General features: G+C 66.5%; 9 protein-coding genes and 1 pseudogene. 6 read left to right on the top strand and 4 right to left on the bottom strand.

Translation table 11 applies throughout. The features are described 5' to 3' along the window. Both ABZ371_RS15195 and ABZ371_RS15190 read left to right on the top strand, forming a co-directional pair. Nucleotides 1-595: NPCBM/NEW2 domain-containing protein (locus ABZ371_RS15195; protein WP_358678780.1), on the top strand; the 595-nt coding region annotated here is incomplete at its 5' end. Nucleotides 596-1,031: 436 nt separating this feature from the next. Next, a complete protein-coding gene (locus tag ABZ371_RS15190) occupies nt 1,032-1,532 on the top strand; it encodes a hypothetical protein (protein ID WP_358678777.1) in 501 nt (166 codons plus the stop codon). A 67-nt stretch (nt 1,533-1,599) separates the two neighbouring features. Here the strand turns inward: ABZ371_RS15190 and ABZ371_RS15185 are convergent, their stop codons facing one another. Then, nucleotides 1,600-2,427 (bottom strand): hypothetical protein, encoded by an 828-nt coding sequence (locus ABZ371_RS15185; protein ID WP_358678775.1) that lies wholly within the window; start codon nt 2,425-2,427, stop codon nt 1,600-1,602. Here ABZ371_RS15185 and ABZ371_RS15180 point away from each other — a divergent pair. Then, nucleotides 2,413-3,159 (top strand): annotated as a pseudogene (locus tag ABZ371_RS15180) (IS30 family transposase); the annotation flags it as partial. The gene ABZ371_RS15185 and the pseudogene ABZ371_RS15180 overlap by 15 nt on opposite strands. A 440-nt stretch (nt 3,160-3,599) precedes the next feature. Here the strand turns inward: ABZ371_RS15180 and ABZ371_RS15175 are convergent. From ABZ371_RS15175 to ABZ371_RS15165, 3 genes are all read right to left on the bottom strand, one after another. Beyond that, nucleotides 3,600-4,058 (bottom strand): hypothetical protein, encoded by a 459-nt coding sequence (locus ABZ371_RS15175; RefSeq protein WP_358678773.1) that lies wholly within the window; start codon nt 4,056-4,058, stop codon nt 3,600-3,602. A 39-nt stretch (nt 4,059-4,097) separates the two neighbouring features. After that, complete coding sequence (locus ABZ371_RS15170) at nt 4,098-4,478, bottom strand: hypothetical protein (RefSeq protein WP_358678771.1); 381 nt, start codon at nt 4,476-4,478, stop codon at nt 4,098-4,100. A 218-nt stretch (nt 4,479-4,696) separates the two neighbouring features. Continuing rightward, a complete protein-coding gene (locus tag ABZ371_RS15165) occupies nt 4,697-11,614 on the bottom strand; it encodes a polymorphic toxin-type HINT domain-containing protein (RefSeq protein ID WP_358678768.1) in 6,918 nt (2,305 codons plus the stop codon). Between the two features lie 239 nt (nt 11,615-11,853). On the opposite strand from ABZ371_RS15165, the gene ABZ371_RS15160 reads away from it, so the two are divergent. From ABZ371_RS15160 to ABZ371_RS15150, 3 genes are all read left to right on the top strand, one after another. Continuing rightward, complete coding sequence (locus ABZ371_RS15160; protein WP_358678765.1) at nt 11,854-14,835, top strand: VCBS repeat-containing protein; 2,982 nt, start codon at nt 11,854-11,856, stop codon at nt 14,833-14,835. A gap of 292 nt (nt 14,836-15,127) precedes the next feature. Continuing rightward, a complete protein-coding gene (locus ABZ371_RS15155) occupies nt 15,128-16,003 on the top strand; it encodes an IS5 family transposase (RefSeq protein ID WP_358678783.1) in 876 nt (291 codons plus the stop codon). 39 nt (nt 16,004-16,042) lie between these two features. After that, nucleotides 16,043-16,477, top strand: a complete 435-nt coding sequence (locus ABZ371_RS15150) for an ankyrin repeat domain-containing protein (RefSeq protein ID WP_358678762.1) — start codon at nt 16,043-16,045, stop codon at nt 16,475-16,477. Nucleotides 16,478-16,994: the final 517 nt, after the last annotated feature.

The raw sequence follows: 16,994 nt of genomic DNA, 5'->3' as shown, positions 1-16,994 counted from the left end.
GCTGGCGGGCGGTGGCGCGGCGGCCGGGATCTGGGTGACGTCCGGCACCGGCGAGACCACCCACGGGGCCGGCTCCCCGGCCCCCACCGCCCCCGCCCCCGTCTCCGCCACGTCCGCGCCCACCGCTGCGGCGCCGCCGCCCAGCGCGCCCGCGAGTACCCCGTCCTCGGGTGCTTCTTCGCTTCCGGCCCCGGATCCCGCACGTCTGTCGCTCGTCACGGACCTGCCGGCCTTCGACAATGACGGCTACCTCTCGGGGCCCCAGCGGGTGAACCTGCGCGAATACCCCGTCGCCCTGCACCTCATCGACCTCCGCAACGGCGGGGCCTGCGAGTCCACCGCGACCTGGCAACTGGACCGCACCTACAAGAAGCTGGTCACCCGCATCGGTGTCTCCGACGACAGCCCGAACTCCGCGCGCGCCGCGTTCACCGTCGACGTGGACGGACGCACCCTCTTCGAGCGGACCATGAGCGTCGGAGAGAGCGCCCAGCAGATCACGGTGAAACTCGATGGAGCGTTCCGCGTCACCCTGACCCTCGACGGGTGCGACAGCGGCCAGGGCGCCTGGCTCGACCCCGTCATCACCAAGTGAGAAGCGCGCGACCCCGCCAGCGTCGACTGCCACGGCGGTGCTGCTGCGCGAGGCCGCCACTGCCTCCGGCGCACCCGCCCGCACCCACACCACGACCAGGAGGCCAGGTGCACCAAGCGGTGCAGACGATCAACATCACGGTCGGCGACCACTCACCGGTCCACGTCATCGCCCCCCACCGCCACAGTGCGACGGTCAGCTTTCCCATCCGTCCGCGCCACCGTTGGTGGCCTCAACGCTGACCCGCGGTACCCGCTGGTGACTGCATGCTCACCAGCGCCAGGGACTCACGCCGTTCCCGCCGAGGTCCGCCGCCGCGCCGACCAGCCGCCGAAGAACAGGGCCCAGGCGCTCGCCCACGTCAACCTTCCCCGACCTGATCGACATCGTCCGCGAAGTCCACGTCCCACCGGCCTGGCCGGACGCGGACGCCTTCGTGCTGCCCGACTGGTTCCGCCTGGACCGCACGGCGGGCCAGGAGCACACCCTGTACGTCGCTGCGGAGAAGGACACCCTGCGGCAGCAGCTGACCGGCTGGCTCGAGTTCGCAGGCATCCCCGTGCTCGTGTTCCGCTGCTTCAGCTCGCAGTCCTACGCCGACGTCGTCCGCGACCGCGTCGCCCACGAGCAACGCGCAGCCCACCTTGCCGTGGTCGGCAATTTCGACTGCTCCGGCGAGGACATCGAGCGCGACTGGGTGGAGCGCACGGGCTGCTGGAGCTCGGTGACCCGGGTGCTGCTCACGTACGAGCAGGGCAAGCGCGGCGACCCGCGGTGGCCGGCCTTCGCCCGACGCTACGGCTTCGACATCGAGCGCCCGGTAATGGGAAGTGGAGGCGCTGGAGCCGGACGAACTCCGGCGCCTGGTCCTCGCGGCAGTCGCCCCGTACATCGACCGCGACGTCCTCGCGCAGTAGATCGCCGCGAGGAAGAGTAGCGCCGCGACCTGGAGGGGTTCGCTGGGCGGCGGGGTACGGACGGCAGAGGAGCGTCTGCCTGAGCCCTCAGTACGTCTCGAAATCGGGTTCCCAATCCGGGTCGGGCTCTTCGTCGTCGTTGAGTATCTGGCCCTTGATTCCTGCGAGGTCAAGTTCCCACAGCGTGAGTGTGAGACCGCACAGGCGGCACTCGAAGTGCCGGGGGAGGAACCAGACCTCCCCGTATTCCCCTGACTTGTCCCGGCCGCTTGCGAAGCCGGTGTGTCCGCACGCGGGGCATTCTGCAGGTACAGCGATCGGCCACGGAGCGGCGGTCGGCAGCGCGGAGAGGCTGCTGACGAGTTCGGTGATCTCGGCCTCGGACAGGCGTCGGGTGGTCTCAGCGAAGCGCTCGCGGGCCTGCCTGAGTTTCGCGTGATACCGGATCTCCAGCTCGTTGGCGGCCTGAGCCACCAGCGCGGTGCAGGCTTCGAGGTGGGTGCCCCAGAAGCCGTCGGGCTCTGTCGACAGGGCCTTCAGGAGCGCGTTGATGTGCTCGATGCCTGCGGCCAGGAGTGCGCGGCATTCGGTGACGGGCTGGCCCCACCCCATGTGGGTGATGCCGTTGCGGGACTCCCGTAGTTCCTTGAGCTTGGCCGGAGCCTTGTGCTCGGGGCCGAGGAGCTGCGCGGCCCTGAGGATGGCTCCCTCACCGCCGATGGTCTTGAGCCCGGCGCGGCCCTTCTTCGTCCTGTCTTCGTTCCCGCTCAGGACAAGGAGGTCGTCCACGCTCGGCTGCTTCTCCGACGCGAGGAGGACGGGAGCGATGGACGCCAGGTACGCCTTGGACGCGTGCTCCACCGCGACGGCCATGTGGTGCACGGCGAAGTCCTGGGGGACTTCGTCCAGCTTCACCTGGACCTACGGTGGAGCTCCGAGCAGATCTGCCAGGCTCTGCGGTCCCAGTTTCCCGACCGGCCGGAGATGCACGTGGCTCACGAGACGATCTACCAGGCCCTCTACGTCCAGGGCCGGGGCGAGTTGCGCCGCGAGCTCGCCAAGGCCCTACGCACCGGCCGCACGCGCCGCAAGCCCCACCGCCAGACCGCCTGCCGTCAGCCGCGGTTCGCCACCCCGATGGTGATGATCAGCGAGCGTCCGGCCGAGGCCGAAGACCGGGCCCTGCCTGGCCACTGAGAGCGCGATCTGATCATCGGCAAGGACGGCAACTCCGCCATCGGCACCCTCGTGGAGCGCGCCACCCGCTACGTGATGCTGGAACACCTACCCGAAGGCCGTACAGCCGAACACATCCGCGACGCCCTGGTCGAGACCGTCCAGATGCTCCCCTCCCACCTGATGCGGTCCCTGACCTGGGACCAAGGCTCCGAAATGGCCGCCCACGGCTCCTTCACCCTCACCACTGACGTCCCCGTCTACTTCTGCGACCCGGCCAGCCCCTGGCAGCGCGGCTCGAACGAGAACACCAACGGCCTGCTTCGGCAGTACTTCCCCAAGGGCACCGACCTGTCCGCCCACGGCCGTGGGCACCTGACCGCCGTCGCCGCCGAACTCAACGGCCGCCCACGCAAAACGCTCGGCTGGGAAACCCCAGCCGAGCGCCTGCCTAAACTGCTCGCGGCCTGATCAACACAACCACGTGTTGCGACGACTCCTAGAAACCGCCCAGTCGGTGCGGGGGCGGCACCTCTGGGGGCCGGGGCCGCCGGGGTGCTATGGCTCGCGGTGCTGCGGACCGGGTGCTACCGCTTCGACCGTGCGCGCAGCGCGTTCCTGACTGGACCGTGGTCTCCTGCGGCGGGCCGGCGGCTCACACCGCGGCGACCAGGCGGACCGGCTCCGGGTCGGGGCTGGCGGCCAGCAGGAGCGGCGCGAGCGTGTAGGCGGCCGACCGTCACTGCCCGGCCTGGGCGCCCCCAGCGGCGGCGGCTGGCAGGGTCGGCGTTGTCTTCTCCGCGGGGAACCGGATCGGGTAAGACACCGTCGACTGTGGCCTCGGCTTCGAGGGCGCTTGCCACACCTTCAGGAACTACCGCGCCGGCCGGCGTGGCGCCCACGCCTTCCTGTCAGTGCCACCGCTTGAGTACGGACGGAGCGGAGGGCGCTTGGGGCCACATCTCTATCTTGACGCGCTCAACAGTGTCCGGTGATTCGTCGGAGTAGATCCCGGCGGCGGCTGCTGCTGCCAGATTCGATTTCTGTACCCGAAGCCGCACCCAACCGGGCTCGACATGGATCCGCGGTGCATCGTCAAGATAGTCGGAACAGCCCATGACGACCGCGATCCCGGAGGCGATCTCTATGCTCGCTTCCGCGACATGGTCGTACAGTTCGTGCTCTACCGCCGGCGGTTCCGTCACCCAGCCGACGTCTACTTCGACATCGACATTTACTTCGGTTCTGATTCCGATGAGGTCCCGAAAGACGACGAGGCGGTCGGCCAGCGATTGCTCCGACCACCCCTCCGCCACATCGGCTTCCGAGTTCTCATCGAGAACATGGATCTGAAAGTAGTCCGCGAACATCCTGCTTTGCATACAGGACAAACTACCTTCAGGCGCCGATTACATCAAGTTGATGTGCACCTGCTCCCCGTCAGGGGTATCCCTCACCTGTGTGTAGATGTGCGCCCGAAATGCGGCAAGTTCCTGGTCCGGTTTTTCCCGCAAGGCGTCGACCTCATACATGCCGCCGAGCATGAACGGAACCGCTGGCGCCAGCCGGTACCCGTTCCTCAGGCGACCGTTGCGGCTCTGCCAGGCGTGCGCCAAACCGTAGCCGGTCAGCTCCTCGTACTCGGACAAGATGCTCTCGACCCATTCGTCCAGAGTCTCCGCCATGGCTTCCAACTCCCCCGTCTCGGGGTCGAAGGAATGGAAACCCTTGTCGTCGACAGCGAACTGGAAACCGAAAACATCTTCAGCGAAGAACGTCAGGCCGTTCAACGCATCTCCGTAAGGTACACGCCACCCTTCTGAGTCGTTCCACATTTCTGCGGAACCGACTCCCCCGCCCCACGGCCTCACAAAAAGAGCGGATTCAAATGCATAGAATCCATTCTTTCGGACTATCAGAGGACGAAGAGAAGGTGGTACTTGTGCGTAGCTTTCGGAGACGGGCGCGAGCGCAGGTGACGAGATGTTGATGAGCTTCTCGAGTGTCATTACGGTGTCCTGGAGTCGACGACTTTGATTCTTACTCTCGTACCGTTCGGGTACCGGCGTAGGGAGTTTCCGATGCGGGCGCCCGCTCCACCGTTGTCGCCGCCGCTGATAGCGCGAACGCTTGCTCCGGCGCCGCCCTCCTTGAACATCGCCGGAGGGTACTCGTCCAGTTGCTTGTTCGGAACCTTCGGGATCCCCCGTAGCGAGTCTTGCCTGTTCTTCTTTGACCCAGCACGGTTGATGGTGAGGACAGCGGGGTGGCCGGCTTGTTGTGCATCTTCGATGTGCTGGGCACTCTCGGGGTGCGTGGCCTTGTCTATCGTCACCTCTACCTGGCACTGCTGCGTGCCTGAATTGTGGACGAGAATACTCTCGTCACCCACCTGCACATAGTACGTGTGGGTGTCCGTGATGGTCAGGTTGTGGACCGTCGCCGTCTCGTTCCATCGGCTGACGCTCTCGACCTGTACTGCGGCACCTGACATCGATTGCAGATGCAGGCCCGCGAAAAGATTCGTCGCGGTGATCCAGATGCCCAAGGACGGGACCCAGAAGGGATGGCCGTCCGTGGCGGTCACCGATACTTTTTTGAGTCGCCCGTCCTGTTGCTGGCTGAGGGTGATCTTGGCGAGCTTCTTCGTGCCTGCGCCGACGATGGTGGCAGAGGCGGTTTCGACGGACGTCTTTCCGGTTTTGGGGTCGGTGGCGAGGAGCTTGTCCCCCACCTTGACTTGGCTAATGGGCTTTTTGGACCCGTCACTCATCAGGACCTTGGTCGCCGGGAGGAAGCTGTTGCCGGTTCTGCATCCTGTGGCGTTGGGCTTCCTCTGCTGCGCCGGCTTGGTGACCTGGGACGGTCTCGGCTTCGGTCTGGCCGCCGCGCTGGGTTTGGCGGAGGGCCGGGTGCGGGCTGCGGCCTTCCGGGCCGCGGCTCGTCGTGCCTGCTGGCGTCGGGCCTCCGCGCGCTGTGCTTCGGCGCGCTTGCGTGCGGCGGCCTGCCTGAGCGCTGCACGCTTGTTCGCCGCTGCCTGCGCGGCGGCTCGCTTGGCAGCCCGAGCCTGGGCCGCTGCCATCTCCCGGGCCATCTTGCGTGCCGCGGCGGCCTCTGCCGCCGCACGGCGGAGCGCCGCGAGGCGTCGGGCCCTTTCCTCCGCCTTCCGCTTCGCTTCCGCGGCCTTCCTCCGTGCTTCGGCGATGCGCCGCTGGCGTTCCCGTTCCTGTCGTTCTCGCCACTGCTGCATCAGCCATTGCTGGAGCCAGGTGCCCAGAGCGTTGGCGCCTTCGCCTCTGTCATGGCCGCGAGGCCCGTAGCCACCGCCCTTGCCCTTGTTGTAGGACAGGCCGTCGGGGTCGGAGAAGGTGGCGGGTGCGTTGTTGCTGTAGGAGTACGGGTTCATCGTGCTGGTCCGGCCGTAGTCGGCCAGCGGGTCGACAGAGATGAAGCGGCCGGTGACGGGGTCGTAGTCACGGGCGCCGAGCCGGGTGAGACCGGTGTCGGGGTCCACGGTGCCGCCGACGAATCCGCGCATGCCCGGCCAGGTGGAGGGCTGGGCGCCTCGGTCCTCGCCGAACGGCATGGACTTGCGGCGGGTGACCCGCATGTCCGTGCTCGCCATGTCGACACTGGTGGTGGAGGTGCCGTGGTGGTCGGAGAGCAGCAACTGGCGTCCGCCTCCGGTGGAGCGCACGGTGGTGGCTCCGTCAGGGTGGGCGTAGAAGCGTTCTGCGGTCCTGGTCAGTCCGTCGGTCTTCAGGGTGACCTCTACCTCACCGAGGTAGAGGGTCTTGGAACCGTCGGAGTCCGTGCGGACCAGCCGCTCACCGGACGCGTCGTAGAGGTATCCGGTGGACTTGGAGCCGCCGCCCTCGATCGGTTCGGTGACCTTGCGAAGTTGTCCTTCGACGTCCCATTCCAGTGATTGGGTGGTCCCGTTGACCTGGCGGGTGGTGGTGTTGCCGGACTTGTCGTAGCCGAAGGTGCTGAGATCGGTGCCCTGGGGGCCGGTGGACTTGACCTCAGCGAGTGCGTTGGGGCCGCCGATGCCTGTCTTTCCGTAGGTGTAGGTGCGGGTGACGTTCTTGCTGGTGTCGCCGGTGGTGTCGCGGTCGGTGAGCTGGGTGCGGTTTCCGGCGGTGTCGAATGCGTAGGACTGCCAGTAGGGGTCGGGGCCGCCGACCGTGTCTTTCGAGGGACCGGTGGCGCAGTCGTCGGTCTTCGCGGTCCAGGCCGAGGTCATCTGGCGGAGCTGGTCGTAGACGAAGCACTGGGTGTCCGTCTTGCCCGCGTCCGCCGCGGCCTCGCCGGGGGTGTCGCTGACCTTGGTGACGTTGCCGGCCTCGTCGTAGGAGTACCGGGTGTCCGTGATACGTCCCGGCGTCACGGAGCGGTCGAAGATGGACTGGGTCATGCGGCGGGTGAACTCGTCGTAGAAGTAGGTGCCGTACACCTTCTTCGTGGCGACGCCGCTGTCGGTGCGCAGGATTTCACCGAATGCGGAGTACTGGACGTCGTTCAGGTAGGAGGCGGCGCCGCGGATGGAGATCGGCAGGCCGTCGGAGTTGTACCAGAACGTGATGTGTTCGGCGGCCAGGCCTCCTACGGCCGGGACGTCGGACCATTCCAGCTTGCCCGTGGCGGTGTACTTGTTCTTGTAGGTGTAGGTGCCGCCGAAACCGGTCTCCTCGGCCGGGATCGTGGTCGTCATGGTCGTCGGCCGGTAGGCGCTGTCGTAGGCCGTGATCTCATCACGGTAGGCGTGTCCGTTGTCGTAGCGGATCGCCGCGGTGGGTAGTCCCTTGTAGAGGGTGTCGTAGGTCCACTCCAGGCGCTTGGGGCCGTCGGGGGTCCCTTCGCGCAGCGAGGTCTGACGACCGCCGTCGTCATAGGTGGGGACGAGGACGTTGCCGCGCGCGTCCTTCATCGAGATGACGTTGTCGGTGTTGTCGTACGCGATCTCGGTGCGCCCTGCATCCGGGTCCGTGAACGCGGTCTGGCGGCCGCGGCTGTCGTACTCGAACGTCGTGGAACCGGTGGGTCCGGTGATCGTGGTGATTTGGTCGAGGGCGTCGTACTCGTAGGAGACGTCACGCCACTCGCTGCGGTCCTGCTTGCTGTACTCACGCGTCCGGGCGAGGCGGCCCTCGGCGTCCGTGAACTCGGTGATGACAGTGCCGCCCTTCGGCGGCACGGTGGTGGTGGCGTCCCCGTCGTGTTCGGTGCTGGTCCGGGTCTGCTCGACACCGCGGGCGTAGGTGACGGTGTGCGTGGGCTGGCCCAGGCCGTCGTAGAACGTGCGGGTCTGGGAGGGGACCTCCTGGTCGCCCACGGTCAGGAGAGCGGCGGCGGGTTCCTGGTCGTTGAAGTAGCCCTCGTTCTCCTTCCACGGGCGTCCGGCGGAGTCGTAGAACGTGTCGTTGACGATGCGTCCTGCTCCCGCGACGGCTTCGTCCTGCGTCTGCCGCTCGCGCAGCAGACCGTCCATGATCTCGTAGGAGACGGCGTACTCGCCGTTGTCCTTCAGGGCGCGGTTGGTGATAACGGTGGGGCCGTCGCGGCGGACGGTGTAGTCGAAGCTTGCGTTCGGGGTCTGGGTGGCCGGGTCGCGGCCGATATTCCAGACCTTCAGCAGACGGCCGAGCGGGTCGTACTGCATCGTGGAGGACTTGTCGTTGGCATCGGTCGTCTTTACCGGCAGTCCGCGTACGTTGTCGTACTCGGTTGTCTCGGTATGCAGGAGCGGATCGGTGGTGACGGACTTGCTTGCCGGCACACGGGTGGTCGGGGTGATCGTGACGCTGGTCTTGCGGTTCTCCGCGTCCCACGACGCGGTTTCGCGGCCGTGGATGTCGTACTCGGTCTTGTCGATGGTCACATAGCCGGTGCCGTCGGCGTCCAGCTCCTGGACCTCCGTTGCGAGCCCCTTGGTGGGTGCGGCTCCGAAAGCCTTGCCGTCGTACAGCGTGCGGGTGTCTTCGACGACTTCGCCGCTCGAGGAGTCACACGAGCCCAGCCTCGTGAGGTCTCTGGACACCGACTCCAGCATGTGTGCCGTTGTGTTGCGGGCGTAGCTGATCTTGCTGCAGTAGCGTTTCCCGCCCCGTGTGGTCTCGTCGACCTGGGTCGGCAGACCGTAGGTGTCGTAGGAGGTGACCTCCTTGGACGTCCGCCAGGTGTCGCCCTTGACTCGCTCGCGGGTTGTGACTGTCTCGGGGTTGCCCATCCACGCCTGCAGCGGGGTCGTGCCGGCTCGCTTGCGCTCGGCGGTCTTGACTGCCCAGGCGGTGGTGAGGGTGGCCGTGTCTATCGGGCCGCCGTCGGATTCATAGGTGATCTGCTCGCGCAGCTGCCCCCGGTGCTGAGGGAGGTCCAGGGCAGTTCCGCCGGAGCTGTCCTCCACGGACGCGGTGCGGGTCCCGGTGGGGAGTTTGTCTCCGTGCATGCCGCGGAAGTAGCGCTTCTCTGTCAGCTCTCCGACGTCGGTGGCGGTCCCGGTGCGGGTGCGTACTCGTTCGTAGCCGCGGTACTGCGACCAGGTGCGCTGCTTGCTTTCGGTGAATTCACGGTCGTCGTAGGCCCATGCCGGTGAGCCGATGAACTCGTAGGACGTGACCGTGTCCGGGCTGTCGGTGACCAGGTCGTCCTCGCGTACCTGGGTGGCCGTGTAGAGGTGGAACCAGTCCTGGATGGGCTTGGTCGCGCCCTTGGGCATCCAGTATTGCGGGTAGCAGCGCAGGGTGTTGGTCTCGGGTGAGGCGGGCATCTTGCGCGGGGCGAGTGCCGAGCATTCCCGTGGTGAGTACGTGACGCCGATGCGTCCGCCCGTCTCGGTGTCGATGGCGTGGATGCGCATCCGGGAGAAGGGGGGAAGGCCCTCGACGCCGTCGACGCGGTTGTCCATCTGGGTGCCAGCGAAGCTCACCTTCGGCATGGACGCGGTGCCGCCGGCGCCGTACCCGGTGCGCGTGATGGACTCCAGCCACAAGGCGGGAGAGCTGCCATCGCCGGTGGCCGGGTAGGACTGTTCCAAGGTCCAGGAGTCGGCGTCGGCCAGGGCGCTGCCGTCCAGCACCTGGGTGCTGATCTTCGTCAGACGCTTGGTCGACCAGAATGTGGGGGAGTACTTGTCGGTGCACTTCGCACCGGACACACACTCCTGGTCGAGGGGCGTGTCGGGCCAGTACTTCGCGTTCGCGGTGGTCCGCTTGGCCTCGGCGCAGTCGAAGGTGGAGTTCGGTATGCAACGCTCGGCGGTGGTGAAGGTGGTACGTCCAGCCGGAAGGACACCGAAGAGGGCGTCGCTGCGCAGTCCGTAGTCGATCCGCCCGAGATCTGCGGAGCGCACGTAGGAGATCTGCTGGTCGGCCTTCATGTGCTGGCCGTAGAAGTTGGTGTGCTTGTTCCACCAGAGAGTCATGGCGTCGCCAAGCGGGTCGACGACGTAGTCCAAATTCCAGCGGTATGCCTGTGCGCAGTCGGAGTCGGCGAACGCCGTGGCATGGCAGGGCTCGCCGGGGTGGTTACCGAAGACCGGCACCGTGAGTGCCGAGTTGGTGCGCTGGGTGGTAGCTCCGGGGAGCTTGTTCAGGCCGAAGCTGTACTGCACACCGTCGGTGCTCGTGATCAGCCAGTACTCGCCGTCCTTGGCACCGTTGTCAGCGCCGGTGCGCCGCTCGACCCGGGTGCCGTCGTCGTCGGCGAGGCGCCACTCCTCCTTCGGGCGCTCCGGAGTCGGCTCGTTCTTGACCAGCTCGGTGGTCTTGCCGTCCAGCGACATGACGACGTGGTCGGAGCCCCAGCACAGATCTGCGGTCTCGCCCGAGTTGTTCGGTGCTTTGCCGTCGATCGCGGCCTTGTCGTCGGAGCAGGGCTGGTAACGGCGCTCGACGAAACCGGGTTCGTACTCCCAGCCTTCCGCGATCCACGACGACTGCCCGTTCGTGGAAGCAGTACGCCCGTCGACCGACTGCGAGGAGTAGGAGAGCTCCACCTCCGGCTCGGGGCCACCAGGCACCTCCGGTGACTCGATTCCGTAGGACCACGAGAATCCGCCGGCTGAGCTACCTCCTGACCAGTCGCCGGACGGAGACAGCGATGTCGCCTCGTGGCTACCTCCCGGGCCCGAAGCGGCCGCCACCGCGGCCAGGACCATGGGGCTACCAGCGCTGCGAGCGTCTGTGGCCGTCAGCTCGACGGTGGCGCTGACCGTGCCCGTGGCCGGGTCGTTGTCCCCGCCCAGTTCGGTGCGCGTACGACATTGCGCCTTGTCAGGTGTGGTCAGCGCGCAGGCGGGAAGCTGGACAAGGCGCAGCCTTGAGCCGAAGTCGGCACCGTAGGTGTCCTTCACCGCCGTGTAGTCGATCTCGAACTCGACCGCGCCGGTCAGAGCCTTGGCCTCGCTCGTGGCGGCTGGTGCTGCTGTGAGCAGCATGCCTGTGACGCCCGCCTTACGGGCTGTCTTCTGATTCTGGATCTTGACCTGGGCCGCGCCTCCGACCGGTGCGGGTCGCGCGGTTCCCGCAGTCCGGGCGGCCTTTGCTTCCTTGACCGTCGGCTGGATCAGCCGCACCGGGCTGCGGTCGAGTGCCTCGCCCGAACTTCCGAGTAGGTGACTGCTACCTGAACTCAGCTTGGGTGAGGGCGCCTTGCCGCCCCTCGACACCTGAACGGAATAGGTGCCGGCCAGGTCGCGGTCCCTGGGCGGCGCCCACTTCGTAGTGGCGTCATTCCGTACAGATTTGCGTTTGGGATGAAGGGAACGGCCCGGGATGGACGGGTCGCGCTTCAAGTCCTCGAGTCGCAGCTTGCCGGTTCCTGCGGCAGCGGGGTCTTCCGGTATGAAGCCGATGAACATGACCAGCAGCAGGGCGAGGGGTATGGATCTGCGCCAATGGCCGACATGACGCAGATAGTTGAGCACGTGGTGCACCGTTTGGACCTACTTGCGAAGTAAGAGGAACGCGTTGACGAGGGTGAGTAAACACGGGTTAAAGTTCACAGCCAAGCCAAGGGATCTTCACAGGGAGTCCCGAACGAAGGTAGGAACGGGCGAACGTGCCGAAAATATCTACGCGAAGATGGGTTCCCTCGAACCGAGCCGCCCGCAGGGCACTTGCGATCGTGATCGCCGGGAGTTCATTGGGTCTGGTGCCGCTGGGCTTGAATTCCGCTGCCGCCGCCACCGGTTCCGCCGGCCTGGCACCCACCTCGGAGCGTGGCGCGTTGGAGGCGGCACGTCTGTCCGGGGAGCCGGTCGAGATCCTGGCCGAGCGCTCGGAAACGAGCGAGACCCACGCCCTGCCGAACGGGAACCTGCGGCGGACTCAGCACAGCATGCCGGTCCGGGTGAAGCGCGAAGGCCGTTGGGAAGCGATCGACACCACCCTCACCCGGGTCGCCGGTCGTGTCAGCCCCAAGGCGGCGGCCGGACATGTGACGTTCTCCGCGGGCGGCGACGACCCGCTGGTCGCGCTCACCGACCAGGGCCGGTCGGTGTCGCTGCAGTGGCCCGCGCCTCTGCCCGTTCCGGTCCTGGACGGGGCGAGCGCGACCTACCGCGAGGTCCTCCCGGGTGTTGACCTCGCGGTCGCCGCGAGTGTCGACGGGTTCAGCCAGACCCTCGTCGTCAAGACCGCCGAGGCCGCCGCGAACCCGGAGCTCGCCACCATCGAGTTCGGTCTCAGGACCGAGGGGCTCACTCTGAAGCAGGACCCCGACGCGGGCAACCTCACGGCCGTGAACCCGGCCGGCCAGACCGTCTTCGCGACGTCGACGGCCCGCATGTGGGATTCCTCCGGCACGGAGCCCGCCGCCCCGTCGGTGCGTTCCCGCACCGCCGCGCCCGCGGCCGCCGAGACCCCGACCGATCTGACACCGGGCGCCAACAGCAGTACCGTGGGCGTGGACTTCTCGAACGACCAGCTGACGCTCACGCCGGACCGGGAACTGCTCACCTCCCCCGACACGACGTATCCGGTCTACATCGATCCGCGGGTGACCGGCAACAAGCTGGCGTGGACCATCGCTTACAAGCCACACGCCAACGACAGCTACTGGAACGGCACCGGCTGGAGCGGCGGCACCACCAGCGAGGCGCGCGTCGGCTACGAGTCGTCCACCGGCGGTACCGCACGGTCGTTCTTCCGGGTCGAGTCGAAGTTCCTGGCCGGCGTCAAGGTCATCGACGCGCAGTTCCAGATCACCGAGACACACTCCTGGTCCTGCACTGCCAAACCGGTCGAGCTGTACGTGACCGGCCCCATCAGCTCGGCCACCACCTGGGCCAAGCAGCCCGCCTGGTCCACCCGCCAGGACAGCCGCAACTACGCCCACGGCAACGACGCCCACGGCTGCCCGGACAAGGCCGTCGACTTCACCGCCAAGGACGCCGCAGTCAAAGCGGCGGCGGCCAAGTCGCCCGACATCACCTTCGGCCTCCGCGCCCCTCAGACTGCCGAGGACGGCAAGGACGAGTACAGCTGGAAGAAGTTCAAGCCCGACGCGAAACTGATCGTCGAGTTCAACCGCCGGCCGGAAGCCCCCTGGGCGCTGGACACCATCCCCAGCACCAAGGTCAGCAGCACCGAGTGCGGCAACGGATCGTCCTACATCACCCTGGGCAACACCGATGTGACACTGAACGCGCAGGTATGGGACCGTGACGGCGGCGACGTCAACGTTCAGTTCCACCTCTGGCCAACGGGCAAGCACGACATCAGCCCAGGCATCATCTTCAACCAAACGGTACGCAAGACCGTCCTCGCCAGCGACTCCAAAGGCGTGCGGGCCAGCATCGCCGTGCCCAAGAAGCTCCTCACCGACAACATCGGAGCAAGCGCAGGACAATTCTCATGGAAGGCCCAGGCCGAGGACGTCGGAGACTCCGCCTTCGCATCCGACTGGACACCCACCACAGGAGCCAACGGCTGCCGCTTCGGCTTCGACCCGACAGCCCCGTCCAAGATGCCGACCGTGAAGTCGGTCAACGACCTCTACCCCGAGGACACCGAGGGCGCCCTGGCCCGCACAGAAGGCGAATTCATCTTCGGCGCAGCAGGCGAGAAGGACATCGCCGAATACCGCTGGAGCCTGGACCGTACCCCGCCCAGCACCGTCGCCAAACCGGCAGCCATCGGCGGTGACGCATCGGCCAAACTGACCCCACTCACCCCGGGCCCTCACACCCTGTACGTTCAGGCCGTCGATGTGGGCAAGAACTTCGGTCCCGTCTACCCCTACAAGTTCTACGCAAAAAGCCCAGGCGTCGTCGACAAACCCGGTGACGTGAACGGCGACGGCATGCCCGACCTCTTCGCCGTCAACGCAAGCAGTAATCTTCACCTGTACGGCGGCACCGGCAACGGCGCCCTGTCGGTCACAAACCCTGTCATCGCGAACGGTACGTGGGCGGGCTCCTTGCTCACCCACCGCGGTGACTGGACCGAGGACCTCTATGAGGACCTCGTCGCACGCAAGTCGGACGGCAGCCTTTGGCTCTACCCGAACGACGGACAGGGTGCGTTCACCGAGGACACCAAACGACAGGTCTACTTTTTCGAAGACTCCGAGACCGGCCTCACCCTCGATCCCGCCACGATCAAGCAAATAGTCTCGATCGGGGACATCACCCCAAGTGAAGAAAGCAACAATCCCGACTTCGTGGCCGTGATCGGCGACCAGCTCTGGTTCCTGCCCGGCTACTCCAGCGGCAGCATCCAGGCCGGCTACCCCATCGGATCCTCGGGCTGGGGCGCAATGCAACTCGCCACCGCAGGCGATGTTGACGGGGACGGACTCACCGACCTGATCGCCCGAAACACCACCACCGGCGAGCTCTGGCTCTACCACGGCAAGAGCAACGGCGACGCGGACGGCGACGGAATACCCGACGGGGGCACCGATCCATCGTCTCTTGGCACAGGAACCAGCCGAACCGCCTACGCCTCCGGGTGGACAACATCCGCCCGCCCTTTGATCGCTGGCTCCGGCGACTCCAACGGTGACGGCATAGGTGACCTCTGGACCACCACTGCCGACACCAGCGCGGGTCTTGAGTTCTTCTCGGGTCGCAAGACCGGCCTCCTTCAGCCGCCGACAACAGTCGGCACCAGCGGCTGGCAGACCATCAAAACCATCTCATAGCCCGAAACTGATGGCCGCCGGCTCGCTGGAGCGACGACGCTGTCCCAGCGAGCCGGCCTTTTCGCGCACCAGAGAGATCAGGAGACACCGAGCAGCCCGGTCCTGCTCACGTCTCGGAAAGCGGAGAGGTCACGCATAACGTGGCCTTTGTTCACCCACTGCTTGAGTGATGACCCGGCACCGTGTCAACCAGCTCGGCGCCACGCTGGTCACGGTGACGCTGGACGCCCTTGAGGCGCAGGCCCTAGCCGTGTATCGAAAGTGGATCTTGGGTTGTGAACGATCACGGTTCATGGGTCGGGGAGATGCAACGGATGAGCAGTGGGCGGTGCTGGAGCCGCTGTTGCCGAGGGGTGCCAGGGCGGGGCGGCCTCCCGTCCGGCCTCGGCGGCAGCTGATCGACGGCATACGGTTCCGGGTCCGGACCGGAGTTTCGTGGCGGGACATCCCCGTCGAGTACGGGCCGTGGAACCGGGTCTACGACCTGTTTCGCCGGTGGCAGCGGAACGGCACCTGGCAGCGGATCCTCACCCGGCTACAGTCACTGGCCGATGGGAAGGGCGCGATCGTCTGGGACCTGAGCGTCGACTCCACGGTCTGTCGCGCCTACCAGCATGCGGCTGGGGCCCGCAAGCAGGGTGACCCGCAGAAGGAACCACCGGGCGGCATCTTCACCGAGCCCCATGATCACGGGCTGGGACGGTCACGCGGCGGATTCACCACCAAGCTGCACCTGGCCGTCGAACAAGGTCAGAAGCCCATGTCGATCGTGGTGACGGCAGGACAGCGCGGGGACTCGCTGCAGTTCGAACCCGTGCTTGAAAAGATCCGCGTGCCCCGTGTCGGTCCGGGCCGGCCACGCATACGCCCCGACCGCGTGCGGGCCGACAAGGCGTACGCCTCCCGCAGAAACCGCGGCTACCTGCGCTGCCGCGGGATCCGCTGCACCATCCCCGACAAGGCCGACCAGGCGCGCAACCGCCAGAAGCTCGGTTCGCGCGGCGGCCGTCCGCCGCATTTCGACCCGGTCGACTACCGCGAGCGCCATGCGGTCGAGTGCGGCATCAACCGCCTCAAAGGACATCGCGCTGTCGCCACGCGCTACGGCAAGCTCGCAGTCCGTTATGGGGCCACTGTGCTGGTCGCGGCGATCAACGAGTGGATATGAGTAGCACCGGCGCACCCATGATCGATAGCTTCACCGCCTATGAAGCAGCGCAAGCAGAAGAAGCTTTCCCACCACCTTTTCGAAGCAGTGCTGGCAGGTGACGCCGAACGTACGAAGGCTCTGCTGCGCGGTGGAGCAAGCCCGGCAAGACGGAACAGTGACGGCACTACTCCGCTGTACCTAGCTTCAGTGCAGGGCGAGGCCGAGATTGCTCGTTTGCTCATGGAAGCCGGAGCTTCTCCCAACACCGAAAGCAGCGGCCTCGGCTCGGATGGCACACCGTTGTGCGCAGCTGCCTGCTGGGGGCACACCGAAACGATCCGACAGTTGTTGGCACATGGTGCCGATCCCAACCTTCGCGAAGACCTCGGCACAGGCAGATCCCCGCTGGACTGGGCGAACAACGGACCTCACCCCGACACCGCCGAGATCCTCCGGGCAGCAGGGGCGCAACCAACGCACCCAGCTTCGTAGCCAGCGCTGCCTCGGCGCTCGCTTTCGTAACAGGCCGTAGTTGACGTCGTCCGGGATCTGCTCGACATCAGCACCACCGCCCGGACCAGCGAGAACCTCGACGAGAACCTCCCGCGCAGTCACGAACCGCTCCCAGAACAGCTCCGCGTCGCGCAGCTCGGCAAGGACTCGGTCCGCTTCCTCACGCAACACCTCAACCCGCTGCCGGGCACCCCGTTCCCGCTCCTCCAGCAAACCGACCACCGACGGCATCCCCGAACCTCCACGACCAAGACGACACGACGTGTCCTGTCTGCCACAGAACCCGCCACACCATGCTTGACCAGCAGAAAGTCAGCGACCAAGTACGGAAAGACAACAGCTTCTAACGGCAAGCACTGACACGCTCTCCGGACCAGGACCGTTCAGGATCTACCCAACGATGGGCCTTGACCCCTGATGTTGGACACACGAGACACTGGATCCTGCGGATCTGAGAACGGACATCTCGTGGTCATGAAGAACTACCCGCCGCAGT

This window comes from Streptomyces sp. NPDC005899, assembly GCF_040629645.1.
GTDB lineage: Bacteria > Actinomycetota > Actinomycetes > Streptomycetales > Streptomycetaceae > Streptomyces.
Note: the sequence above shows the minus strand (reverse complement) of the source record. Positions and strands in the feature narration are given on the sequence as shown.